The 25,050-nt window shown below is 45.3% G+C and carries 20 protein-coding genes; 5 read left to right on the top strand and 15 right to left on the bottom strand.

The features are described 5' to 3' along the window. Positions 1 to 28: 28 nt before the first annotated feature. A complete protein-coding gene (locus FHS17_RS07010; RefSeq protein ID WP_167277248.1) occupies positions 29 to 1,108 on the bottom strand; it encodes a GntR family transcriptional regulator in 1,080 nt (359 codons plus the stop codon). 192 nt (positions 1,109 to 1,300) lie between these two features. On the opposite strand from FHS17_RS07010, the gene FHS17_RS07005 reads away from it, so the two are divergent. Next, on the top strand, positions 1,301 to 1,996 hold the full coding sequence (locus tag FHS17_RS07005; RefSeq protein ID WP_167277245.1) for a helix-turn-helix domain-containing protein: 696 nt from the start codon (positions 1,301 to 1,303) through the stop codon (positions 1,994 to 1,996). A gap of 48 nt (positions 1,997 to 2,044) precedes the next feature. Here the strand turns inward: FHS17_RS07005 and FHS17_RS07000 are convergent, their stop codons facing one another. Both FHS17_RS07000 and FHS17_RS06995 read right to left on the bottom strand, forming a co-directional pair. Further along, a complete protein-coding gene (locus FHS17_RS07000; protein WP_167277241.1) occupies positions 2,045 to 3,007 on the bottom strand; it encodes a glycoside hydrolase family 25 protein in 963 nt (320 codons plus the stop codon). A 104-nt stretch (positions 3,008 to 3,111) separates the two neighbouring features. Next, a complete protein-coding gene (locus FHS17_RS06995; protein ID WP_167277239.1) occupies positions 3,112 to 3,996 on the bottom strand; it encodes a LysR family transcriptional regulator in 885 nt (294 codons plus the stop codon). 166 nt (positions 3,997 to 4,162) lie between these two features. Between FHS17_RS06995 and FHS17_RS06990 the strand changes: the two genes are divergently transcribed. The 3 genes from FHS17_RS06990 (at position 4,163) to FHS17_RS06980 (ending at position 7,048) form a co-directional block, all read left to right on the top strand. Then, entirely contained in the window at positions 4,163 to 5,521 is a 1,359-nt protein-coding gene (locus FHS17_RS06990; RefSeq protein WP_167277236.1) for a uracil/xanthine transporter, read from the top strand. A 401-nt stretch (positions 5,522 to 5,922) separates the two neighbouring features. After that, the gene (locus tag FHS17_RS06985; RefSeq protein ID WP_167277234.1) at positions 5,923 to 6,519 is read left to right on the top strand and encodes a restriction endonuclease; all 597 of its coding nucleotides are present in this window, start codon (positions 5,923 to 5,925) and stop codon (positions 6,517 to 6,519) included. A 103-nt stretch (positions 6,520 to 6,622) separates the two neighbouring features. Beyond that, positions 6,623 to 7,048 (top strand): hypothetical protein, encoded by a 426-nt coding sequence (locus FHS17_RS06980; protein ID WP_167277232.1) that lies wholly within the window; start codon positions 6,623 to 6,625, stop codon positions 7,046 to 7,048. A gap of 32 nt (positions 7,049 to 7,080) precedes the next feature. Here FHS17_RS06980 and FHS17_RS06975 read toward each other — a convergent pair whose 3' ends face one another. From FHS17_RS06975 to FHS17_RS06930, 10 genes are all read right to left on the bottom strand, one after another. After that, positions 7,081 to 8,736: an MGH1-like glycoside hydrolase domain-containing protein gene (locus FHS17_RS06975; protein ID WP_167277229.1), complete on the bottom strand. Its 1,656-nt coding sequence runs from the start codon at positions 8,734 to 8,736 to the stop codon at positions 7,081 to 7,083. A gap of 139 nt (positions 8,737 to 8,875) precedes the next feature. Next, positions 8,876 to 9,757, bottom strand: coding sequence for a carbohydrate ABC transporter permease (locus FHS17_RS06970; protein WP_167277226.1), 882 nt, complete (start codon positions 9,755 to 9,757; stop codon positions 8,876 to 8,878). 12 nt (positions 9,758 to 9,769) lie between these two features. Then, positions 9,770 to 10,669 (bottom strand): ABC transporter permease, encoded by a 900-nt coding sequence (locus tag FHS17_RS06965; RefSeq protein ID WP_167277223.1) that lies wholly within the window; start codon positions 10,667 to 10,669, stop codon positions 9,770 to 9,772. A gap of 76 nt (positions 10,670 to 10,745) precedes the next feature. After that, positions 10,746 to 12,431 carry an extracellular solute-binding protein gene (locus tag FHS17_RS06960; RefSeq protein ID WP_167277217.1) on the bottom strand — a complete coding sequence of 562 codons (1,686 nt, stop codon included), beginning with the start codon at positions 12,429 to 12,431 and terminating at the stop codon, positions 10,746 to 10,748. A 107-nt stretch (positions 12,432 to 12,538) separates the two neighbouring features. Continuing rightward, positions 12,539 to 14,191, bottom strand: a complete 1,653-nt coding sequence (locus FHS17_RS06955) for a response regulator (RefSeq protein ID WP_167277213.1) — start codon at positions 14,189 to 14,191, stop codon at positions 12,539 to 12,541. Next, positions 14,192 to 15,919: a sensor histidine kinase gene (locus FHS17_RS06950; protein ID WP_167277209.1), complete on the bottom strand. Its 1,728-nt coding sequence runs from the start codon at positions 15,917 to 15,919 to the stop codon at positions 14,192 to 14,194. A gap of 286 nt (positions 15,920 to 16,205) precedes the next feature. Beyond that, a complete protein-coding gene (locus FHS17_RS31030; RefSeq protein ID WP_167277204.1) occupies positions 16,206 to 16,565 on the bottom strand; it encodes an IDEAL domain-containing protein in 360 nt (119 codons plus the stop codon). A 103-nt stretch (positions 16,566 to 16,668) separates the two neighbouring features. Then, positions 16,669 to 17,061 (bottom strand): thioredoxin domain-containing protein, encoded by a 393-nt coding sequence (locus FHS17_RS06940; protein ID WP_167277200.1) that lies wholly within the window; start codon positions 17,059 to 17,061, stop codon positions 16,669 to 16,671. Positions 17,062 to 17,113: 52 nt separating this feature from the next. Further along, entirely contained in the window at positions 17,114 to 18,853 is a 1,740-nt protein-coding gene (gene ilvB, locus FHS17_RS06935; RefSeq protein WP_167277197.1) for a biosynthetic-type acetolactate synthase large subunit, read from the bottom strand. Positions 18,854 to 19,552: 699 nt separating this feature from the next. Then, the gene (locus FHS17_RS06930) at positions 19,553 to 21,862 is read right to left on the bottom strand and encodes a beta-galactosidase (RefSeq protein ID WP_341805809.1); all 2,310 of its coding nucleotides are present in this window, start codon (positions 21,860 to 21,862) and stop codon (positions 19,553 to 19,555) included. 137 nt (positions 21,863 to 21,999) lie between these two features. On the opposite strand from FHS17_RS06930, the gene FHS17_RS06925 reads away from it, so the two are divergent. Continuing rightward, positions 22,000 to 22,839, top strand: coding sequence for an AraC family transcriptional regulator (locus FHS17_RS06925; RefSeq protein ID WP_167277193.1), 840 nt, complete (start codon positions 22,000 to 22,002; stop codon positions 22,837 to 22,839). 47 nt (positions 22,840 to 22,886) lie between these two features. Here the strand turns inward: FHS17_RS06925 and FHS17_RS06920 are convergent, their stop codons facing one another. Continuing rightward, a complete protein-coding gene (locus FHS17_RS06920; protein WP_167277189.1) occupies positions 22,887 to 23,543 on the bottom strand; it encodes a DUF2238 domain-containing protein in 657 nt (218 codons plus the stop codon). Between the two features lie 109 nt (positions 23,544 to 23,652). Continuing rightward, positions 23,653 to 24,975 carry a discoidin domain-containing protein gene (locus tag FHS17_RS06915; RefSeq protein ID WP_243865229.1) on the bottom strand — a complete coding sequence of 441 codons (1,323 nt, stop codon included), beginning with the start codon at positions 24,973 to 24,975 and terminating at the stop codon, positions 23,653 to 23,655. Between the last annotated feature and the right edge of the window lie 75 nt (positions 24,976 to 25,050).

The following is a 25,050-nucleotide window of genomic DNA, read 5'->3' as shown; positions in this document are numbered from 1 at the left end:
ACCCCTGACGAGGTCCGCCTTCTTCTTTTTATGAAGGGAATATGAGCCGTGTTGGAACAACATGTCTGCCTTGCAGCTTCTCCCCGCGAAGGATACGGTTCATTAGCAGCGTCACCGCTCTCCCACCGATTGCCGTTTCATTCTGACGAATATAAGCGACCTCCGGGATTTCCGGATCATCGAAGGTGACCAGTTGTTTACCAGACATCAGATACATCCGCTTTAAAGCATGATAAGCTAGCCTGGCCAGCTCTACATCAGTAGCTATTAGTCCGGAAAATTCGGCATGCCGCTCCCGCATCCAATGCTCTATCCACTCCGCCCCTTCTCTCCTCGAAACATTAAATACTTCATATGGAACGGTATAACGTAGAATAGAAGATTCCTCAATCCCGTATTCGATTACCGCATTGTCGAATCCGGAAAGCCTATCCGCCATAACACTATGTTCAATTGGCGGCGTAAGTAACGCGATACGTTGATGCCCTCTACTTGCCAGATAAGAAACAGCCTGTCGTGCTCCAGCTTGATTATTCGAACTGACGCTTACTAGCGGTATATCCGTATAGTAACGGTCAATCAGAACAACCGGGCACTCAAGCTCCTCTGCCCTCACTACCGTCCGGCGCTCATTCTGTGCCCCAATCGAGAATAAGATGAGTCCGCTGATACCAAGTGCACCAAGATCTTCAAGCGACTGCAGTTCCTTCACGGCACTGCCTCTCGACACACGAATCACCAGCGTATAGCCGAATCCGTCAACAGCCTTCTCAATAGCGTCAAGCAGCCGCTGTTCGACTTTCGTACGCATAGATGGAATAATCATGCCAATTAATTGATGCTTCATCGGCATCTGCAGCTTCCTCCCGCTGCTTTCCTCCTCCGAAAAAAACAGCTTGTAAGGAGCCTGTCCGGCAACAAAAGTACCCCTGCCCTTGGAGCGGACAACAATCCCCTCTTCTGCTAGGCCGGCCAAGGCATTTTTTGTTGTCATTAGGCTTACATGAAACTGGGCAGCCAAGTCGATCTCTGATGGAATTCTGTCACCTGGCCGCAGGTTTCCAAGTGATATTTGATTTTTAATAGCTTCTTGAATTTGTTTATACAATGGAATATCCTTCAAGGGCGATCACCACTTTTACTATACTTCGTGAATGCCCCGCAAAACAACAGCAGCTTTAAGGGGAAAACTTGATTCCATGTTATTGACACCTCCATCCTATTCCAATAGAATGAACGAAGCTTTCTCTTCTATTAAGTATTCCAATTGCTACTAACGCAGATCTGGAGGACTATCTTCATGGACATTCGTTCCGAATTTGGACAAATCGTCAGGGAATTACGTGCCCGCAGCGGGATGTCGCAAGAAATGCTGGCCTATCATTCCGGGCTCGACAGAACGTACATAAGTGGTGTTGAACGAGGAGAACGCAATCTTAGTTTGGTTAATATTGAAAAGATCGCAGCCGCTCTTCGTGTCTCCATTCAATATCTTTTCTCAAGTGAGAGATTCTCGTGTAATCTTGCCTATCAACCCAGTGATTTTACAGTACCTTTTAAAGAAAGATTCAGCTATCATCTGGACCATGATAAGAAAATATTAGCCTTCCAGGTTAACGGCTTGTTTGGCGGTAAGCAAGATGTCGATTATTTAACATCGACCATATTAGGCATCTGCTCAGCATATGGCAGAGATGAGTTAAATATATTAGTCGACCATCGCAACATGAAGGCTGCAGATGGTGAAGTTGTCGTTTATTCTCCAGAAATAATAGAAGCAGCCGTGGAGTTTCAACAAAAGCTAACGATATACAGCAAGAAGGTCATTGCCTTATGTAACTCTGAATTTATGGTGCAGCAGCTTAATCATGTGTCTACAACAAGTGGAATCCGCGATAAAGCCCTTCATTTATTCGAGAAAGATAAAGCCATGGTCGATAAAGCTTATTCCCTTTTTGATATTCATGGCAATGAGCTAATCAAAACTTTAGGTTAATACAGGTAAATCCCCTCACGGCAAGACCGGAGGGGATTTTTTTACATCTTACTTCAGCAGATCTTCGATCGCCTTGCGAGTATCGGCACTAAATGATTTGAAAAATTTGATTAATTCCGCATTACATAAGCCTGCGTTATACAGCATTTGAATCGTAATAAACTCCGGCATCCCTTTATCGTTTACCGAGGTGATAATACCTGCCTTCATAGCAGCTGAAGTCGACGTCTTCGTCCAACTCGGCGGCGTCTGGTCACCCGACAAATTAACATGCTTCTCAAGAGCGGCGATCCGCTCTGAAAGCTCCTCCATTTGCTGTCTTTCTGCATCTGTCATTGGCTGATCCTCCTCTGGCCCATATGCTTTCAGCAAGTCCTCTTCCGTGCCTGCATATTCGTTCAAATCGACATTCCCGCTAATACCCGCTATCCTCCGGCTGCCGTTTGGCAATGTACCACCGGAGCTTCCGTCGCTGTACTGCCAAAAGGTCCATCTTCCCCATGCCTTTGCATCGTCAGGTGGTGTTGAAGCATTATATCTGGCGATCCATAGCGGATAGCTGCCAAGCGAGGTATCAAAATGTTTCGCAAAGGCGTTACCGGTATAAAAGATTGGCTTGGCCCCAAATAGCCGTTCCGTCTCCTCCAGAAAAGCTTTTGCTACAGCACTCATGCTTGCGTCGCTAAGGTTACCCGAATTCGTCTCGTAATCCATCACGGGAGGCAGCAGCAGCTTGTTGGCTTGTGAAGCGGTTTGATAAAAATACTGCGCTTCTCTTTTGGCAGCTGCCGCAGATGTTGCCCGCAGAAAATGATAAGCACCGACCAGAAGCCCTGCTGCTGCCGCTTCGGAGGCATTACGCATGAATGTTGGATCCTTGTAGGTCTCACCCTCCGTTGCTTTGACAAAAGCAAACGAAATGCCAGCACCCGCTACTTTCTGCCAATCAATGTCTCCTTGGTAATGGGATACGTCAATGCCTTGGGCGTTGCCTTTGGTTCTTCCTTGCATGACATCCCCTCCTTCGAGTCTGTATTTACCTTCCCTTCCTATTAATAAATTCAGACTCAAACAGATAGGACACGGCATTTTGGCAGAAAGTAGCCTCCTGCCCCTTAAGTAATCGGACGCTCCGCTATCAATTCAATGAGCTTTTGCGCGGCTTTGCTTAGATAATGCTGCTTCAACCAAATGATTGCGGAGCTTGAGGTGACATCTGGTCCTTCAATCGGGAATACGCGAATGCGATGATTCTGATACCGGTTAACAGAGGTCCGCGGCAGAATGGAAGCGCCAAACCCGGAAGCTACAAGCTCCACAAGCATACCGATATCGGAGCACTCCCCAATAATGGACGGCGACAATCCTCGTGAATGAAATTGATCCAGAATCAAATGATAAAGACCAAGACCTTCTGTACTCGGGAGGACTAACGGATGCTCAGCTATGTAATCATAGGTTATCGCTTCGTGCTCCTCGTTCTCGCTTCCCGTTCCCGTTACAAAAAACAACGGCTCAGCACCAAGAATGACATGATCAAATTCCTCAAGGTTAATCGGAAGGCGGACAATCGCCAAATCAAGTGCTTTATCCTTGATAAGTCTGGTTAAGGTGATCGTCTCATTCTGCTGGATTTTGAAAGTAACCTTCGGGTACAACATGCGGAAAGCGCTGAGAACGCCGGGAAGCCGCTCGTCGGACAACGTATTGATGCCAATGGACAGCTTCCCTCTTACTCCAAGCCCGGATTCTTTTACTTCTTCCTTCGCTTCCTCCAACAGCCGCGTAATGGTAAGAGCATGCTCATACAACGTTCTGCCTGGGGCGGTTAATTCGAGATAACGTCCGCTTCGAATAAATAACGACACGCCGAGCTCCTCTTCCATCAGCTTTAACTGCTGACTAAGCGGAGGCTGAGACATATGTAGGCGATACGCAGCTGAAGTTACTTGAAGCTCTTCTGCCAAGGCAATAAAATAACGTAATTGTTTGATGTCCATCTTCAGTTCCGATCCGATCTGCAAACCAGCTATATGATTTTCATATGCTTTCGCAATTTATTTAATATTTTTAATATAGTTATGCCCATGATACCATATACGGAGCATTCGGGAGAAAATCAAAGCTCGAAACGTACGGATATTATGTGGAAAGCTGGGAAATAACATGTTGAAGTCAAAAGATTCACTTACTGTACTGCTTGCGGGCATGCAGTGGCTTTTCTTTATATTTACCAATACAGTGATGGTACCGCTCTCGATCGGACATGCACTGGGACTTGCACCGGAAGATATCGCTTCCTCCATGCAGCGCTCCTTTATATTGACCGGTCTGCTCTGTATCGTTCAGGCAATCTGGGGGCATCGATATGCACTAATGGATGGTCCGGCTGGCGTATGGTGGGGGCTTGTGCTTAGTATCTGCGCTTCTGCCCCTGCAATGGGCATGGATATCGGCACGGTTGCTGCCAGCCTAAGTACTGGATTTATTTTGTCCAGTGCAGTCGTTATTGTACTCGCCTTATGCGGTTTTCTGAAAGTACTGAAGCGGACCTTTACCCCAATGGTAATGGGCGTCTTCCTGCTGCTTCTTACATTCCAGCTCGCCAATACATTCTTCAAAGGGATGATTGGTTATGATCAAGGCGGCAAATGGGATTTGCAATTAGCTGGCTTGTCCTTGTTTATTATCGTGGTTGTAGCGCTCATTCATTTGAAAGGCAAGGGCAAATGGGGGCAGTTCTCGCTGCTTGGCGGTATCATCGTCGGATGGATCGCTTATGCCTTATTGTTCGGAAGCGAAAGCAGAATAGGTGCAGCAACTGGAAGCAGCAACGGCATTTGGCATTGGCTGCCCTGGGGAACACCTGGATTTGAACCTGGAATTATGATGGTTGGTCTTCTAGCCGGTCTTGTGAACATGACAAATACGTTGACCAGCTTAACAGCTGCAGGCAGACTCTTCAAAAGAGAAGCATCAGATAAGCAGTTTGTACGATCGATTCTATTCACAAACAGCTTCTCCATCCTGGCTGGCTGTCTTGGTCTTATTCCATTTGGAACATTTGCATCATCTATTGGTTTTCTTGAAAATACAAAGGTATTACGCCGTGCCGCACTCATTGCAGGCTCTGCCATGTTTATTATCGTCGGGATCTTCCCCGCACTAGGTGGATGGCTGGCACAGCTGCCTTTATCCGTCGGGAACGCGGTATTATTTGTTGCTTATCTGCAGATGTTTGGCACTGCGATTCGCTCCTTCCAAGGAACAACGTTTAACGCCAAAACGATCTATCGAGTTGCGCTTCCCGTATTAACGGGGATCAGTATTATGAACATTCCCGCTTCAGCCTTCGCGGAGTTCCCTCCGCTCTTAACGCCAATTCTCTCTAACGGCCTCATTATTGGCGTGTTGCTGGTCATTATTTTGGAGAATTTCGTCAAATGGGAGAAATTCGAAGTAAAACCGGTAGTTAAAGAACCGGAATCCCCTTCACAGCAACTCGCTTTGCAGCTTAATAAATAAAGTTGTAAGTCATGTTTGGTTCGGAAGTCCAAGTACTGCGTAAAAGGTTTGGACCTCCGATCGCTGTTGTTCTCGGATTTCTTGATTACAACTCGCTTAAGCGGTTGAAATCCGAGAACAAAGGCGAGCACTGCGTTTCTCCGGCTCAAACCTTTTACTCCGCACATTGGCCCCTCACAAAGCAAAAACTAACCTTAAGGATCCAGCCTAATCTTTCTATTATGGTACTTCTATTCTCACAAGGAGTGGACTTCGATTGGAAGAACATTCGTTACTGAACCTATAGGGGCATTCCCATCGTCATTTTATGACTTTTAGGATAGCCCCTTCATTCATTTATCTCCATTATGAATACCTCTTGTTCTGTTAATACTAGATTGCATAAAAGGAGATGATTCGTTTTGGTTCCTGAAACATTGCTAGTATTAACGTTATTTGCTCTTGGTTATTATGCTTTCCACCTCTATTCTCTAAAAGATAACCAGATTCGATTACAGCAAAACAAACTTAGTGAATTCCTTAAATCAAAAGAAGATGTACATAAAATTTTATTAGCCGGAATGTATCAAAGATTCAAAAAAGAAGAAGGAAAGACAGAAGATACACCTTATGACTTCGAACGTTTTGTCGCAAGAACCATAGAAGTTGTATATAAGGGGAAATGTACAGTGACACCCTCCAGCAATGACGGAGGGATAGATATATTGCATGACACGAATGACGGCGTTGAGCTTATTCAAGTAAAATGCTACGAGCCTAATGTGAAGCTTAATTTTGAGCCTGTAGCTATATTACATAGTCAAATGATTAAACAACAGGTACAAAAAGTAGCAATCATTGCGACATGCTCTTACAGTGATCTTGCCATCAAATATGCAGATGAGGTCAATGTCCGTTTAATTGATGGAACCGCTTTTCTAGAAATGTGGATTCAAAGCATACACATACTGGAAGATGAACTATCGGTATTCTCCTCAGTGAAACCTGACTATGCTTGAGCCGTAAAAAGGCTCTATTCCCTATAAAAACACCCATTCGGGTCCAGCATTTTGTCCATAAACTATGAGATAAGCCACCGCTATGAGGGGATGCGAGTCTTACATGTTTTGCTGGATCGGTAAGGTTGTAGTCGTAAACAATAGTGGTATCATTCATTTTGGATTTGTGAAACAGATCGCCCCGGAATCTATCTCGGTTGGATCAGGTAATGGCTCGACAACGTCAGAGCAGGACATGGAACAAACGGGGAGAGAAACTGAAGAGCAAGCTAATGGCAATACAACTAATAACACTAATGGCGGCAATGGCAGTAAGAACGTCAAGGGCACGAATGGGAAAAGTAAGGGCAGCAACAAGGGTAACAACATAAGCATAAGCAAAAGCAAAGGTAAAGCAACTGCTACAGCACCTGCAGCATCGAAAAAAGCATCTCCCTCTGCGCTTTCTATTCCTTCCCTGCCGTTTGGGAAATCACCTCTTGGTAAAAATAATCCGTTAAGCGCATTATTAAAAAAAGGGTTCAAATAAGCCAACTGACTGGCTTATCTGAACTCTTTTGTCTATCTATAAGCCGGCGTAACAAGCCCGATGTCCGACATCGTTACGAAACTTTCCCCAACAAGTACTTTCCGCTCATTGCCTTTGATTGTAACCTCGTAGTCTTTCCCTTCATGCTGAATCGTTCCTTCTACCTCGCTTGCAAGCATTCCGATGATAGCGATTAACTCCCCTTTGTGATTCGTGACCGCACGAACTCCATATGGAAGCCGCAAAAACACTTCACCATTACGATACACCGTTGAACGCTGGCGTGTATTAACCAGTTCAAATTCAATCCCGCCTACCGTACGGGAATAGGCAGTCTCCTCCGCTACCTCTTCACCGTGATCCATCGGATAAGGGACAAGCCCAGTAAACCACAGTTCCACATCTGGAGTAGGCACGATACCGCATAAACGTTCGATGTAATCCAGCATACCCAATATAGCCGGAGAATAGGTATCCGTATAGCCTTCTTCACCAGTCCATGGGTTTAATGTTTGCGAGAAACGAGTCATCCTAGCCATCGCGCTTATGATTGGGAACATGATCCACGTCAGCTCCACATACCGCCCATGATATTCAAACGCATGTGCCGTACGAATGATCGTCAGGAAGTTAACCGGTCCTCCCCAGCTGTTGTAAGCAGAAGAGGGATCAAAGCGTGGATCGTCCATCGCAATAGAAGTGAGCGGATACTTGGCGAAAAACTTACTCGTATTCAGTAAATAACGCTTCAACGCTGCATCAAATCGGTTTCGATCTCCTACTTCGCAGGCCAATACCCGCAGCAGCACATCGGACTGCACACGAACAAATTCCCCGTTCCGATCCCGGTCATAAAACATCTCATCCGTCTCGTCATAACAATATTGATAGAGGCTACTTAAGCTTTGTTCTGCTTTCTCGTTCCAACGCATTTGATCAGCATCTAGCTCGCCAAGCTCAGCCGCGATAAGCGCCAGATATTTACGCTGACAATAAACATTTGCGGTTAAATCAGGAGCCAGAAACGGCAGGATTGGTGATTCTGGGCTGTATAAACGAGCATCATTCAGATGAGCCGTATCTGGAACATGCCAGAAGCGCGGCGACAAATCATGCCCGGTATCAAAGGTACAAAAGGCTTCCACACATCCGGTTCTCCGCGTATTCCGGTATCGGACAAGCCAATCATCAAATCGGGACATCGCCTGGTACATTCTTCGCAAGAACGAAGCGTCACGACCATTCATCAAATAATGATTCCAGACGCTTCGAGCAAGCGGCGTGACCATCTGAATTTGCCGATAGGCTGGTCCTACTGCTGTAATCTTATAAGGAATTAGGCCATCTTCTCTCTGAAACTCAGCAAACAAGAGATAAGTAGAATGGGATACACGAGGGAGAAAACGAGACAGCAGTTCCGCGTTAATGGTGCCCGTGCTCTCCAGCCAGCAGCCTGCGTACGCCCCTCCCTCCTGAAGCACGGGATGCTCCTTATGATTAGGTACAATGCAGTCAAGAAGCTTACGAATGCCCGCATAATATACACTTTGAAGCCGTTCTGAAGAAGCAGCGAACTTAACCCCGGTACTCCGCCAGTCAGCTATTATTTGTTCATCAGCCTTTTTGGCCGCCTGTCCAACTATATTCTCGAAGTCAATTGCACGAAGTTTTTCTAATAGCAAGGTCATTCGCCTCTTTTGTCAATTAGTAAGTTTCGGGCTTACAATACAGGGCCATAATAAGCTACTCCTAGCCGTTCCCCAAATCTCCCCACCGTGTTTGCTAAAGCTTCTCCATCTTAACTCTTCCCTCCTGACGGCTAGATGTTTAGCCCTTCACGCTGCCCATAACAAGGCCTTTCATAAAATATTTCTGCAGGAACGGATACACCAGCAATACCGGGAATGCTGCGAGGAACACTTGCGCCGCTTTATAAGTCCGGTCACTGACATCACCTGTATTAAGCAGCTCGTTCGAGGACATTAAGCTTGGATCCGTTGTAATAATAATCGTCTGCAAATAACTTTGAAGCGGATAATGGATGGGCTGATTCATATAAATTAAGCCGTCAAACCAGGAGTTCCAATGGGTCACAATCGTAAACAGCGTAATCGTAGCGATCGCCGGCATGGAGAGCGGAACATATATTTTCCACAGCACACGCCAGTAACCTGCCCCGTCTATATAAGCAGCTTCTTCAATTTCCTTTGGCAATCCGCGGAAGAAGTTCATAAGCAGGATGACATTAAATACCGGTACTGCCCCTGGAAGCACCAATGCCCATATCGTATCGAGCATATGTACAGACTTGATCGTCATGTAAGTTGGAATCAGACCACCGCTGAACAGCATGGTTATTATGAAAAACCATGCGTAAAAGTTACGCAGAGAGAGTGCTTTCTTTTCCTTGGAAAGTGGATAGGCGACTAAGATGGACAGCAGCATGTTGATCGCATAACCTAAACCAACTCTTTTTAAAGATACAAAAAATCCGTCGACAAACTCATGCTTCTGAAGCGCGTATTTATACGAAGATAAGGTGAAATCAACCGGGAGAAGCTTGACGAAACCGGCAGCGGCTGCCGTACTGGAGCTAAAGGATATCGCGAGCACGTTGATCAACGGCAATATACAAACAAAGGCCGTTAAACCAAGCAGGATATAATTGAAGATGAGAAAGCTTTTTCTACTGAGCGTAAGCTTATGCATGATGTGCCCTCCTTAAAAGATCCGATAGCCGGCATAACGTCCGGCGAGCTTATTGGATATAACGATAAGCACAAAGGAAATAACCGATTTAAACAGACCAACTGCTGTAGCTACCCCATACTGTGCATCCAATAAACCAATCCGGTAAACAAAGGTGTCCAGTATATCGCCCGTACTGTAGACCATAGGGCTATAAAGATTAAAGACTTGCTCAAACCCTGCATTCAGTACATTACCGAGGCTCAGCACACCCATTAGGACCACGATTGGCATCATACCAGGAAGGGTCACATGCAGCGTCTGCTTCCATCGGTTAGCGCCATCCATCGTTGCAGCTTCATATAAGCTTTGATCAATAGCAGTCAATGCCGCCAAATAGACGATCGTGCCATATCCGAAATGCTTCCAAGTATCTGTTAAGACCAGTGTGTAAGGGAACCACTTCTCATTACCCAAGAAGAAGATTGGTTCGATTCCAAATATCCCAAGCATTTGATTCACAATACCACCGGACGGGGATAAAATATCGATCAAAATGCCGCCTAGGATAACCCAGGACAAAAAGTAAGGGAAATAAATGATCGTTTGAATCGTTCGTTTGAAGAAGGCTCCCGCAATCTCGTTGAGAAGAAGTGCGAACACGATTGGCACGATCATACCAGCAATGATTTTTAACACAGCAATAAAAATGGTATTCCACAAAATACTCGTGAAATTCGGCAGCTCCAGCATATAGCGGAAGTTATCGAGGCCAATCCACTTGGAATGGAAAATCCCTTTAGCTGGTGAGAATTTCTGAAAAGCAATCACAATGCCCATAATAGGCACGTAGCTGAATAATAGTGTCAATAGAATGCCGGGCAGCAACATGAGATGCAGAGGCCATTCCTGGAGCTTTTTCTTTAATTGCATACTGTGAAACCTCCGTTATATGGACGAAGAAGTGGAAAGCGGATGTAACCCCTCTTCCCACTTCTCCTTCACCATCTTATTTATTTTTTGCTGCCCACTCGTTAGCTTCTTTCGTAATTTGATCGCCGCCGAGCTTCTTCCAGTCTTCTACAAATTTATCAAATGTATCGATAGATTGACCCATAATAATCTTAGTAATCACTTCTTCTTCCATCTTTTGCAGAGAAGACAGCTTTTCTACCATAGTAGGAGTCAATGCTCCATAGAAGGCATCAAACGTATAGTTGTTGTCATTGACATATTGGTTAATAACGTCGAAGCTGCTTGGGGAGCCGAATACGCGCTCTGTCCCCCAGTTCTCACGATTGCCACCGCGGAAGTCTACGATTTTGTCATAGTAGCCTTTCTCTTCCGTTGATAATTTGGATGGATCTTTGGATTCCAGCGCTGCTATCGCATTCAGATGGGCATTCAGGTTTTTCTTAGCAGGCTCTGCACTAATAAGGCTGTACAGGTATACCGGGATGTTATTCTTGCTGTAACCAAATCCATTATCAACCGCATCCTCTTCAAAGCCCTCCATGCTGAAGTTCAAGAGCTTAATAATCGCTTCCGGATGCTTGCTGTCTTTGCTGACTGCAAAATAACGCTGGATCGGCATTTTACCAATTGGTGTTGCCTTCTGATCATCAAAGGAGACGAGAGGGAAGGATTTCCACTCTGCGTTTGGATCGCTGTTTACATTCTCTTGGATAACCGAGAGTGGAGCAGACATCGTACCGTAGAACATGCCAAGCTTGCCGCTAACGATTGATTCCGTCACCTTCGCACGGTCCTTAACGCCAAATTCTTTATCCAGCAGACCTTGCTTATACATATCTTGAAGCTGCTGCAAAGCAGCTTTCATTTCAGGTTGAATACTGCCGTATGCAAGCTGGCCGGAAGCATCCTTCACCCATTTTTCTGGTGCAGCATGATAACCGGAGAAGAAGCCGGACCCGCCGAACTGGCCGTCAGTCATAAAGGTTTTCGTCAGACCAAGACCAAACGTATCCGGTTTTCCGTTGCCGTCCGGGTCATTTTTTGTAAACGCTTCCGCAATTTTGATCACATCATCCATCGTTTTTGGCTCCGGAAGATTAAGCTTGTTTAACCAGTCGGTCCGCAGATAAAGGATTGGCAGGCCATCCACAGCTGATGCCGTACTTGGGATCGCCATCAGTTTGCCGCCGATTTTCGCCGTATTAAAGCTGGCTTCGTCCTGCAGCATTATTTTCTTTGTAATTGGAGAAGCATACTTCTCGAACAAATCCGTCAAATCATATAGCATATCGTTCTCAGCAAGATCGGTCAGCTGCTTGTTCTTCAGCCACATAATATCAGGCAGATCACCGGACGCTATGGATACATTCAGCTTTTGATCAAATTGTTCAATCGGAACCGTCCACTGGTATTTCAGCTTAATCCCTAGATCACTTTCATAAGCTTTCGTGTAAATGTTGTTCTCTATCGTATCGCCATTCTCGTACTGATAGGTGGATTCCGTATAACGCCAAGCTGTAATATCAATAGGAGGATCATATTTCGCCATTGGATCAACAGCCGGTTCTGTGGAATTTGTTGCTGCTGTAGCTGTGTTATTATCAGGTTTGTCAGTTGCATTATTCTCATTATTCGAACCACCGGAGCTGCAAGCAGAGAGCATCATCATCGCAGCCATAACGCCAATTGCCGTCGATTTCACTTTATTTTTATTATTCATATGAACCTCCCTGGAATGTTTATTTTTAGTAGGGCCCCTATATCTCTAATGGTAGTTGTCCAGCGAGAGGGAAACAATATTCATGTCTTTACCTTTGAATCAGCTGTTTACTTAAGCATGAATGAAGACCGATACTCTTGTGGTGTCATTGACAGAGCCTTGCGGAAGGAGCGAGTAAAATTCGTCGCTGTACCGTAACCAACCATTTCGGCTACTTCCTGAATTTTCAGCTCTGGCTTCTCGAGCAATTTCCTCGCTTTCATCATTCGAGCGGATGAAATATACTCAGATAAATTCTCTCCTGTTACTTGCTTGAACAATCGAGAAAGATAAGAAGGATTGAAATAAACAAGCTCCGCAAGCCGGACTAACGACAGCTCATCCGGGTTATACAGATGCTCCTGAACATGCTTTTGAATGAGTGTAATAACTGCATTTGCCCTTCTCTCTTCCTCCTGATTCTGGAGATTAAATAACATCTCACCTACATGCCCCAGATAGTCAAACGCGGTTTTCCAACTGTCATGCTCGCCCGGCTGCATCAGCTTGTGCAGGCCAATCTCAGCTGCCACTGTTTCTACCAAATGCCAGCGATTCATATAAGAAAGATAGATAAGGGCAATCGAATAATAAAATTCTTGAGTTGGAACATCATGCATGCTGGATATGTGCTGCATAGGCAGCGCACATTCTTGTAAGCTGTTATGGAATTCGGCTCGATGTCCATTATCCAATTGATCAGCAAGCATTGTCAGTTTGGATTGACGGACTTTATCCCGATGGTTTCCTGAGGACTGCTTCTCAATGACAAGCTTATCTAGAAGCAGCATTCCGGATCCTTGACCAATCCGATAATTCATCATCATGTTTAGCGTTGCGAACCGATCGGCTACATTCGCCCATTCTACTGGGCTGTCATCCAAGACGAACGATACAATCTCACCAGCTGACTCTCGGCAACCCGCCTGAATAAGCTCCAGATGACCCTTCACGAAGGTCAGCATACGTTCCCATTCCCTTTCACCACTCTGCTGCTCCCTGAGAGGCTGGATTAGCCAGATGAGATCCATATTCTCATTCACCGCAGCGATAATGGAGGCATGTGTAGACAAATACTGCTCAGCAATTAACTTGATTTTGTACAGCTGGCGGGATTTCTCCGAAAAAGTCAATCGTTCAGATAAGCTGTTGTTCCGTCCCAGCAGAATAAGGACAGGCCAATCGGCACGCAGCGGAATAGTCAGCTCGTCGAACTGCTCCTGATTAATTTCCTGCAAATTAAGCTGCTCCTTCAAGATTCTTAATACATAATCGTTCTGAAGAAGACCTCGTGTCGCTTCCAGCTGCTCCTGAGCTTTTTTGAGTAAGGTTTCCGCCTTTAGCTCAGTTTCTATTTCCGCTATTGTCTGCTCGACGATTCGAATCACTTTGTCATAGCCTTCGGTTTTCAGAATATAGCTGACTCCCTCGTATTGAATAGCGGAGTATACATAATTGAATTCGTTATAGCCGGTTAAGAAAATAACCTTACATTGAGGCCATCGCTCCCGGATTTTCTCCAGCAGCTGCAGACCATCGATTCCCGGCATACGAATATCGGTCAACACGATATCAAACCGGGTGCGGTCAAATAACTTAACCGCCTCATTCCCGGAATAAGCTTTATACACATCAAGCTCCAGATGAGCAACATTTTGAAGAACCTCGCTGACCCCATTTGCAATAATCACTTCATCATCCACAACTAAAAGTCTGTACATTTATACGCCTCCATCCAAGGTATTCATTGTCATCGTGATCTTCAGGCCACCCTGCTCGCTTGGTTCCACTGTTAATCCACTGTCTTGTCCAAATTTCAGCCGTATTCGTTGATGAATATTTAATAAACCCGTTGTCTCTGTAGCCTCCGGATAGTTTAAGCGATTCTTTAGTTCTTCAAGATTTCTAGCCTCAACATGTCCGCCATTGTCTTCTACAATAATTTGTATCCCTTGATCATTCTTCTTAAATTGAACCATCAGCAAGCCATTTTCTGCTTTCTTCTCAAGTCCATGCTCAAAGGCGTTCTCAATAATCGGCTGTAAAATAAGCCTCGGCACCATGATGTGTCCGGTATGATCCGGCAGCTCGCCAAAATCGATACGAATCCGATTGGAGAAGCGCATTTCTTGAATTTCCGTATAGACCCTCGCATGATTCACCTCTCGTTCAAGCGGCACTTCATCGGAGCTGTTACGAGTGACGAACTGAAAATATTCGCCAAGCTGGTTCGAGAATTGTTCGAGATTGTCATAGTCCCCAAGCCTCGACATCGTGTTAAGAATAAAGAGGCTGTTATATAAGAAATGCGGATTAATCTGAGACTGCAGCTGCTTCAGCTCCGCCTTTTGAGTTAGAATCTGCTGCTTGTAGGCTTGATCAATTAAGGAATTCAAATTGTCCAGCATGACATTAAACCGGGTGTAAATATATTGAAATTCATCATTGTGCTTATGACCGATCTGAACATTAAAATCGCCATATTCCACTTTTCGAAAAGCTTTAACCAGCTTGTCGAGCGGCTTATGGATGTACTTATAGACGTATAATGAATAGATAACGATGATAATCAAAGAGACCGCTGCCAGCATGAGGAACCAATTCCGATACTTGCGAAGCGGCTCGAATACGGCGTTCTCTGGCACATATTTGCTCAATACCGCCCCAAAGTATGGAGAGGATGTGTAAACAGCAAGATAGTGTTTGCCATTAACGCTGACGGATTTAGTGCTTTTCTTTTCGTTCATATGGGCAGAAATGGCATTGTTTACAAAGGGCTCCTTACTCGTTGTCATAACAAACTGCGGGCTTTGATAGATCAGTCCCTCTTCGGTGGAGTTCACCATCGTTTTTAGCTTTTCTGCAAGCTTGCCCTCGTCTAGTTCAATCGCGATAATGAACAACGGCTCCCTCGTACTATTTGGCTTCGTGAATGGATACACCGCACTTAGGAACATCCCGCCATTCAGATTCATCACAGGAGAGTCTTTCTCGAATGGGAATTGACTTAAAGCATCAAATTGATTCTGATCAAAAGTTGTGATCGTAAGCGCAGAAACATTTTTCTGGATGGCCGGAATATAAGCGTATACGTCTTTTATATAAGTGCTGCTGTTGCGAATGGCGTTAAGCCGCTGTTGAAGCCTAAGGATGCTTTGCATCTTTTCGATGTCATTAAGCGAATCCGGAATCGCTCCAAGTCGGTTCAAATTATCATCGTTCAGAGCATCATATTGCAAAATTTGAATTCGCTTGAAATCCTCCTCCATCCCGCTGAAATACTGAGACACTTGGGAGATCATTGATTTCGAAATCTCATCCTGCAGCGTTCGGACTCCCCAGCTGTAGATAATCATACTTAGAATATAGAGTGGCAAAAGAATACAAATAAACGAGAAAATCAATCTTCTTAACGCATTTTTCTTCCACGGATATTTCTTAAAAAACATAATAACGCCCCTTCTAAACATGATTGCGGTTTCATGAAACTGAATTGACGTTATTATAATACGAGCATTTGAAGAATGACCAGCAAATAAAGAAAGACTAGTCGTATAGTCCCAGGGACAAAAAAGCAAAACTTTAGTTAAACAGCCAACTTCGCATTCGAACGTTCTTCCGATCGCCATTGCTCCGTTTGCTATTAACCTTCTTTTACTTTTTAAAAACAAAAAAGTGGCCGTGCAGATTTGGATCCTGCACTGGCCACTTTTAATTAATTCATTCATACAACACTTAAATATATGTCGATAAACGGGATACATTATTTTTCGAGAATACGCTGCGACCTTTGGAATCGCCTTTTACCGTATCCTTCAACTGATCGCTGAGCTCCATAAACCATTCCTGATCCTGCGTCTCTAATGCGAGATCAATCAGACCACGAATGTCTTCCTCTTCAGGAGACCATTGTGCCTGCTCCTTCATATGATGAAGCTTGGCAAGCGCGATTCGACCGGCAGAATCCTCGTTATCTGACTTTACAACATAAACCTTTGCAACACCTTGCTCCAAGTCGATCTGCTCGACATAGCCGAAAATAAATTCGCCACTGATCGTTTGACCTTGCACCCAATCGCTGACTTCAAAATTCACGGTCATCACCGCCTTTAATCGAAAGTGAGTAACTGTAACTTAAGTTATTACTGTTATAATAATGTATACAGTTATTGCTGTCAACTGGTTTACGCCTGGTTTATTATTTTAGCAGTGATTCCGTTAGAAATTCTTTCAATTGGCTCCAATAAGGAGTCATCAGTACGATCCCATCTGCATCAACAAGGACATACATCGGAAATTCATTGACGCCGATCGCCTTGGCCCACTTCCTATTCCGTTCTTGATAGTGATCCCAGAACTGAATTTTCACAATCGCCTTGTTAATCGCTGGATCTGAGTTTTGGAACAGATTAACCTCATTTGTTTCACTACCAGGAAGACTGTCCTTGTAAAATAAATGGATGGCGTACTTTTCATTCTCGGCAGGTTTTAGTTCCTTTAAAACATCTGCTTTCGATGGACCTTTGCTGCAACCAGACAGCGAGATAAGGGTAAATACGGCTGCCACAAGTAAAAAGATGAATTTCCTCATTTTCTCCTCCTGATGGGTGATAACCATTATACGTAAAAAACCGGAGAAGGTTTTACTCGAAATCACCTAAAAGCATCTCATCTAAAGCAGTACCCCCAAGAACCATTGGATAAACATTTTCATCCATCGGAATCATAAACTCAACAAGCACTGGCCCTGGTGTCTCTATCGCTTCCTTCCAGGCAGCGATTGCCTCTTCCTTATTGCTCGCTCGTAGTCCTTTCAACCCATAAGCCTCAGCCAGCTTAACGAAATCAGGGCTTCCAGCAAGATCAATCTGACTGAGACGATTCTCATACATCAGCTCCTGCTGCTGCCGCACCATGCCAAGTACTCGATTATTAAGAACGACGATCTTAACCGGGATCTGATGCACGGCGCAAATCGCCATTTCCTGCGCACACATCTGCATCCCTCCATCCCCGTTAATCGAGACAACCAATCGATCGGGATTGCCAATCTGCGCACCAATCGCCGCCGGGAAACCAAAGCCCATCGTTCCAAGACCGCCGGAAGTCAGGAGCGAGCGCGGGTGATTAAACTTGTAAAATTGTGCTGTCCACATTTGATGCTGTCCAACATCCGTCGTTATAATTGCATCGCCATGCGAAGCTTCATGAATCATCTCAAGAACAAACTGCGGCTTCACTTCCGTGTCTGAATCGTTATAGCGTAAAGGATGCTGTGACCGATATTGCCGTAATTGATCCATCCAGCCTGCCGCTTTAGAAGGTTTTGCTTTCGTAGAGGCATAAGCAAGAATGTCCTTCAAATCACCTACTATGCCAATATCTGCATTAATAATTTTCCCAATCTCCGCTGGATCAATATCGATATGAACGATTCGTCTCGCCTGTGGGGCGAAGCCGTCGACCTTCATCGTCAGCCGGTCATCAAACCGTGAACCAAGTGAGATAATGAGATCGGCCTGCTGAATGGCCATATTCGCTGCGAAGTTGCCATGATGGCCGGCCATGCCAAGCCCTAATTCATGTCCGCTGGGAAATCCGCCTAATCCATGTAAAGTTGCTACAACAGGAACTTGTGTCTGATTAACAAATTGGATTAACTCATCGGATGCATTCGAGTGGACAATCCCTCCGCCAGCAATAATAATTGGTCTTTTAGCCTCGGTGATTGCTTCCAGCCACTGCTCAATTTTCTCGTTATCCAAAGCCGGCTTCGACACGTATCCACGTAATTGAACCTCTGCTTTGTAAGTCTCATACAACAGCTTCGCATTGGAAATATCCTTCGGAATGTCGATGAGCACGGGACCTTTCCGCCCGGTAGTGGCTAGATAAAAGGCTTCATGCAAAATTCTAGGAATGTCCGCAGCATCTCGTACGGAAAAGCTATGCTTCGTAATTGGCATCGTAATACTAATAATATCAGCCTCTTGGAAGGCATCCGTCCCGATCAAAGATGTCATGACATTAGCCGTAATAATAACCATTGGAATGGAATCCATATGAGCTGTCGCGATGCCCGTTATAAGGTTAGTCGCCCCGGGTCCGGAAGTGGCAATACATACGCCAACCTTTCCCGTCGACCTTGCATAACCGTCAGCAGCATGCACAGCGCCTTGTTCATGCCGGGTAAGAATATGTTTGAACTCCGCATTGCGAGTCATCGCGTCATAAATATATAAGGCACTTCCGCCTGGATAACCAAATACAGTATCTACACCTTCATCCAGTAATCCTTGCAGTAATGCTTCAGAACCTGTCATCCAGGTTTGTTTCGTTTCTGTTGCTTGAGTTGCTTGAGTTTTTTGAATGGTTTGTTCCATAATCGGCAGCCCCCTGTAAATTAAAATAACCCCCTCATCCCTTATCGGCTGACGCAGCTAGGCTGCTAGGCCAATAAGGGACGAAGGGGTTTATTCTTCGTGGTACCACCCTGGTTCACCGGATATCTTACGATGCCGGTCTCAAGAGGTAAGACTATGCGCTTACCTGCAGCACGATAACGTGTGCTACTCCGGTTGAACCTACTCCGACTCTAAAGAGACGTTTTGATCAACAGCTCCGAGATGACCGCGGACATTGCTTATGGCAAAGGTCTCAGCTTTTCCTTTGCTCTCTGGGCATAAGCAGCTTGTCGCTATTTCTCTTCATTGCTTCTAAAGTCATATTAATAATAAAAACCCCTTTCTTCCCTAGGCGTCAGCTGCATAGCTGATCTAACCTAGGGACGAAAGGGGTTAACTCTTCGCGGTACCACCCTGATTTACCGGTTATCTTGCGATGCCGGTCTCATGAAGTAAGATTGCTCTTACCTGCTGCACGATAACGTGTGCCAGTCCGGTTGATCCTACACAGCTGAAAATTCTGAGCTCAGCCTTCAGTCAACAGCTCCGAGACGACTCCATACATCGCTTAAGGCAAAGGTCTCAGCGTTCCCCCTGCTCTCTGAACATAAGCGGCTTGCATGTATTTCTCTTCAACGCTTTTGCACATCATAGCATACGCAAATCTTGTTTTCAATCCTATTTTCTCCCCAAATTCATCCTAACCCGATAAATAGGAACAGCTGTTATGTCGTGGAAAAGAGCAATTTTCTCGCCTTCGAAATGCTGCTCAGCAGCCATATTATTATCATCTGAAAAAGTTGTCTTCCCAATCCGAAGCGGCGTTGTCTCTAGGATAATTTCACCTGCTTGCAGCACATGAGGGAATCTCGCGAGGCCAATCTCCCAAAGGTCTCCGTTATGGAAATGATCATGAAATAGCTGCCCTTCAGAGAAGGCATAACCCACATTTCCTGTGTATGAAATGTTCAGAATAAGATCCTCCAGATCGTCCATGACGTCTGGTGTAAAGCGTACAGCCACCTTATGATCATGAATGCGGACAATTGAAAGCTCCGACTTTTTCTCAGGTACATGAAGCTGATAAGAAGTAAATCCGTTTTTGCTTGCTCCATCATACTCCCGTGCAGTGAATGAGCTGCTCGTCACAAATTCAATTCCCTTATCCGAACATACGGGTACAGCCGTCGAGAACAAAATTTGCTTTTCACCGTCTATAACAAGCTCCCACATCAATGCCATTTCTGCTGCTGTCATCGCATAAATCCGCACTTCTGAACCATTTTCACGATAAATACGGATCAGGCTGGAAGTATCGGAAGACACCGTTATGATGTATTCCCCGCTCTCTTCCTGCGCCACAACTCCACGGTCTGCTTCTATCGATGCAACTCCGTGATCACCAAGAACAAATTCACCCTCATTACCTTCCAGCATTAAGAAGAAATAGGTATTCACATCACCCGATTGCTGCAACGTCACTGGCTGCGCGGTTGCGCTTCGTAATTGAACGCCGCTTAAGTTCATGTTCAATGGCAAGAAGAATGAAGCATTAGGACGGACCGTAAGAGGCTCCGTTCTTGGGAACACCAACGTCTCGCCGCCAAGCTCGACAGCAAACCGAACACCTTCGTGCTCGGACATCTCGACATGATCCTGATAGTTATTTACGAATAGAAATCCGGAATGCCCGTCTGTTCGAACGGAATAACGAAGGGTGTTCGTATCTTCCGGTCGCAGCCCGCTTGCACCTTCCGGCAGAAGCGTGCCCATAGGAGCGAGTAGTCCGCCAAAAGTCTGCAGAAAATAATGCAGCGGCCGAATCAAATGATTCGAAGCCCGAATTTGCCCAAATTCGCCAATAGGAGCTTGGAAATCATACGTAATTTTTGGAGTCGTGCTTTCATTCAGATAGCCGGTCTTGCCAATCGGATTGGTCCCGCCATGGAACATATAATAGCCGATAAAATTGCAGCCGCTGGCGATCTTGACCAGGCTCATTGCCAGCACACTTTCAGGATCCACTTGGAATCTGGCTAAATACCAAGCCTGCATGCCTCCACCCATTTCACAGCAGGCAAAAGGATATTTTGTCCGCGCATAGGGAGGAGCGAAGTCTCGGGCTTCATTCGTATCGTTATGGTAATCCGTAAATAAATACTCAGCAGTAGGCTTTTGCTCCGGCTGCTTCTCGTTCACGGTCCATGGCGTATAGGCATAACCGCCATACAGAGGAAGCACCTCATCCTCCGGAACTGGAGCATTTCCCCAGCCGGTAATCGAATAGATTGGGGCTGTTAATCCTGCTTCCTGTGCAAGCTCCTTCAGGCGAATAATATGCTCTGCCCCACCTGTGCCTCCGCTCATATATTCGTCCCCTTGCTTTGCCGTTATCTCCCATAGAGCTGCAGCCGCACGGAACTCATTTTCCAACTGAATGCCGATAACCGGACCACCGTCTTTATACAATAGACCAGCTGCCTGCTTACCGATTTCGTTGTACAGACGAGACACATAGTTCAGATAACCTTCGTCATTCGAACGGACATCAAAGGCTCTGCCGAACAGCCAGTCAGGTAAACCACCATTACGGACCTCACCATGACAAAATGGACCAATTCTTAGAATGACATAAAGACCATTCCGGCCGCATACCTCGACAAATTTGCGAAGGTTCAGATTGCCCTCCCAATGAAACTCCCCTTCCATCTCTTCATGATGATTCCAGAAAATATAAGTCGGAATAACCGTAATCCCCGACAGCTTCATCTTTTGTAATTCGGTATCCCATTCTGCCTCCGGATAACGGGAGTAGTGAAACTCACCGCATACCGCAAAATATGGCTTCCCGTTAAGTTCCATGTAGTAATTTGTAAACGAAATATGGTCACCTTCTGGATGAGCTCCTCCAAGCTTTAAAGAAGATGGATAGATTTCTTTTGGCTTATATGAATCGGTTTGAATACGATATACCTTCTCGTTTTGCACCAACTTGACTGCCTCCTCCAATAATCGTTATATCCACTTATCTACTTTTGATTATAATAAGAAGTAGTCTAATATCCGTATAACAGTTACACCAAGAAATCGTACAATCTTAACATAAGAGGAGATTCCATGCCGTTATGATGCCCTTCCTGCTTGCCCAATTTGCCAATCTGGAACAGCTTTTACCGCTCTATGTTTGCTGTGTCGGCAGCCATGCGCAAAAGCATCTGGATAGGCCCGAAGGTTATCCCGCTCATCAAATTTTTCTGTCCCGAAGCGGCTATGGCCGATTCCGTATAGACGGACGTCAGGAGCTAAGATTATCACCTGGAACCATCTTTATTTTACCTGCCAATACACCTCATGAATATTATCCTGAACGAGATGAGGAGAACTGGGAATTAGACTTTGTTGCATTCCGTGGTTATACAGCTGAACCTTTACTGCTGCAAATGGACGAGCTGATTCTGAATATGGTAGCTACAATTCATTTCGACAGCTTATGGGATCAACTAGAATCTCTGTGGTATTTGATCAGTCAGAACGGAGAGCATGCCTACTGGGAATCGTCTAAACGAATGTACAATATGATGCTCACGATTCTGGAAGGACAATCCGCGTCAAAGAAAGCAAGCAAGAACGAGTCTCCCTCCAGACAGGCCAATGCTGCGCTCCAAACGGCTGTCCAGTTAATGCATGAACATTACAATGAGCGTCTTGCGCTGGCTAATGTCGCCCGATCGGCGGGTTATTCCGTCCAGCATTTTCACCGGCTGTTTGTTGAGCAATTTGGGGTAACGCCGCAGCAGTATATCCTGCAGCTGCGTATGCGCAAATCGATGGAGTTGCTTCAGGAGCAGTCTGGCATCACGATTGAGAAGGTAGCCGAAATTGTTGGCATGGAGACAAGCTATTTTATCCGAATGTTCAAACGAACCTTCGGGAAGACGCCAAAGCAATATCTGTTAAATCATTGATGTAAATGTAAGCAAATAACCCCTCTCAGCCTTTGAGCCGAAAGAGGTTATTTGGTATGTCTTTTATTTAGCAATTTATGCAAAATCAGAAAAATCACAATAGCCAGCAGGACACCAAAGAGAGAGCATGTCATATCCTTCTGCGCATCAAATGGATCGCCCTCAAGTCCAATGTATTGGGCAGCCATCTTCCGGTTAAACAGATACGCCGACCACATTTCGAGCAGCTCATATAAGGCACTTGCCGTCATGATCATCGTGAACGTCACGATATAGGGAGGCCATTTCGTGCGGAGCTTGAGAAAATACTGGACAGCTTCCCGCACAGGGAAGGCGATTAACAGACCAAAAGCAAAATGAACGATTCGGTCATAAAAGCCTCTTTTAATATGAAAGGCCTGCTTCAACCATTCGTCGATTGGTGTATTCTGATACGTATAATGCGCAGCATAAGCATGCATGGCAAGGAAAAAGGCGATAAGCAGATACGATAAATTACTCTGCGGGTATTTACGGTATACGATAGCCAGAACAATGATGAAAACAAGCAATAGCGCGTTTTCGACCGCCCAGATTTTCCAGTCTGAGGGCCGGATCGCCATGATGATCCAAAACACGATGAACACCGCGATAATAATCTGCAATAGTCTATTCTGCTTGAAAGGAATCAGATGGCTTCGCAGCCATTTGGACCAGCCTGTCATGCGTAAGTCTCCTTTATCCATAATTAGGATTAGCTTTCCCGAAATGACGAGGAAGCATCCTGTCATGAGAAAAAGGAGAGGGATGTCCCTCTCCTGCTGTAGATTAAGCTTATTTCTTAGCTACATGTGCCCAAAACTCCACAATGCTGTTCCAGCCATTCAGCTCATTGCCGTAGCCAACATATTTGATGTATTTAGCCTTGACCGGCTTAGGGAAAACAAAGCTTTCGGCTGCATTAGGTGAAGGCTTATTGCTCTTCTGATGATCAAGGATTTTCTCATAATAAACACCATCTTCGGATACCTCAATATCAAAGGTACTGTAGCGAGTGTTGCCATTATAAAACAAAATGCTGACCTGATCGATCTTCCTCAACTGCTCCAGCTCGACCAGCAAATATTGTCCGCTGCCGTCGGCCGACCATCTGGAATCCGGATCACGATCCATCGTATTGATTGGCAGGTTGCCATCATTCGCACTTGCCGTCACTTGCTTTATTGCTGCAAGCTTACCTTCCGGCTCAGCCATTGCATCCAATACCGTAAACGTTTTTGAAGCCGAAACTTCAGTGCCGTTCATTTTGCTTGTTGCCGTAATTTTCACCGTTCCAGGCTTTTTCGCTTTAAACACGTTACCTTTCTTTATACTGCCTAATTCTTTGTTATCCACTTTATATTTTACTATGAGACCAGCCTGAACCGGATCGATCGTCTCTCCGTTATTCAGCGTAATAAGAGACTTCAGCGTTCCTTCATGACCCACACTTATCGCATCACTAGTGACACGCCATCCAAGAGTCGATCGGTCAGGGGAGAGCGAGATACTCTTAGGAAGAGCGGGATTAGCAGCAACTTGGAACGTTACTTTATAGTCCTGCGTCTGCCCATTCTTTGTGACATGAATTGTACCCGTGCCGTTAGGTGCTGCCGACTGTTCAACTTTGACGACCGCATCGCTGGCAAGAGCTGTAGCCTCAAGAGTTGGCGTATCCTTTGTTCCGTAAGGCAAAACAACCGTATATGCCGTTTTCAGAAACTGTACGCCATCCAATGGTTCACCATTCACGAGCAGCGAGGCTAGTCCTGTTGCCAGTTGACTTTCCCGCCTTGTATATTGATCCTCGAATAAGCTTTGCGGTGATAAACGATCTCCTTCACCAACACCTTCCGCCATATCAAACGGCTTAGTGTCTGCTTCAGGAATCGAACCGGTAATCTGAACATTAACACCGTTCACCGGACCTTTGGTTCCAATGACATAACCGTTCCCGAATTGCTCGGATTCCACAATAATGCCGTTCTTGCTGCTGTGAGCGGCAAGTCCTGTCGTATTCCAGAACACACTTTCCGTCGTAACCACGCCATGCCTATTGGTAGCTGACGAACCATAATCCCGCGTAATAGCCGAAATGCCATCGCCGTTTACCGTCATATAGAACGGCTACACTCCATCTGGGTATGGGCAAAACCTTCATTCCGATTGATCATTTGGAAGATAAATTGGCAA

Origin of the sequence: Paenibacillus lupini (assembly GCF_011761355.1) — a bacterium.
GTDB classification, from domain to species: domain Bacteria; phylum Bacillota; class Bacilli; order Paenibacillales; family Paenibacillaceae; genus Pristimantibacillus; species Pristimantibacillus lupini.
Note: the sequence above shows the minus strand (reverse complement) of the source record. Positions and strands in the feature narration are given on the sequence as shown.

Excerpts from the sequence above, each read along its gene's own strand:
- FHS17_RS07005 (WP_167277245.1), top strand. The coding sequence starts at position 1,301 with ATGGACATTCGTTCCGAATTTGGACAAATCGTCAGGGAATTACGTGCC.
- FHS17_RS07000 (WP_167277241.1), bottom strand. The coding sequence starts at position 3,007 with ATGCAAGGAAGAACCAAAGGCAACGCCCAAGGCATTGACGTATCCCAT.
- FHS17_RS06995 (WP_167277239.1), bottom strand. The coding sequence starts at position 3,996 with ATGGACATCAAACAATTACGTTATTTTATTGCCTTGGCAGAAGAGCTT.
- FHS17_RS06990 (WP_167277236.1), top strand. The coding sequence starts at position 4,163 with ATGTTGAAGTCAAAAGATTCACTTACTGTACTGCTTGCGGGCATGCAG.
- FHS17_RS06980 (WP_167277232.1), top strand. The coding sequence starts at position 6,623 with ATGTTTTGCTGGATCGGTAAGGTTGTAGTCGTAAACAATAGTGGTATC.
- FHS17_RS06975 (WP_167277229.1), bottom strand. The coding sequence starts at position 8,736 with ATGACCTTGCTATTAGAAAAACTTCGTGCAATTGACTTCGAGAATATA.
- FHS17_RS06970 (WP_167277226.1), bottom strand. The coding sequence starts at position 9,757 with ATGCATAAGCTTACGCTCAGTAGAAAAAGCTTTCTCATCTTCAATTAT.
- FHS17_RS06965 (WP_167277223.1), bottom strand. The coding sequence starts at position 10,669 with ATGCAATTAAAGAAAAAGCTCCAGGAATGGCCTCTGCATCTCATGTTG.
- FHS17_RS06960 (WP_167277217.1), bottom strand. The coding sequence starts at position 12,431 with ATGAATAATAAAAATAAAGTGAAATCGACGGCAATTGGCGTTATGGCT.
- FHS17_RS06955 (WP_167277213.1), bottom strand. The coding sequence starts at position 14,191 with ATGTACAGACTTTTAGTTGTGGATGATGAAGTGATTATTGCAAATGGG.
- FHS17_RS06950 (WP_167277209.1), bottom strand. The coding sequence starts at position 15,919 with ATGTTTTTTAAGAAATATCCGTGGAAGAAAAATGCGTTAAGAAGATTG.
- FHS17_RS06940 (WP_167277200.1), bottom strand. The coding sequence starts at position 17,061 with ATGAGGAAATTCATCTTTTTACTTGTGGCAGCCGTATTTACCCTTATC.
- ilvB (WP_167277197.1), bottom strand. The coding sequence starts at position 18,853 with ATGGAACAAACCATTCAAAAAACTCAAGCAACTCAAGCAACAGAAACG.
- FHS17_RS06925 (WP_167277193.1), top strand. The coding sequence starts at position 22,000 with ATGATGCCCTTCCTGCTTGCCCAATTTGCCAATCTGGAACAGCTTTTA.
- FHS17_RS06920 (WP_167277189.1), bottom strand. The coding sequence starts at position 23,543 with ATGACAGGCTGGTCCAAATGGCTGCGAAGCCATCTGATTCCTTTCAAG.
- FHS17_RS06915 (WP_243865229.1), bottom strand. The coding sequence starts at position 24,975 with ATGACGGTAAACGGCGATGGCATTTCGGCTATTACGCGGGATTATGGT.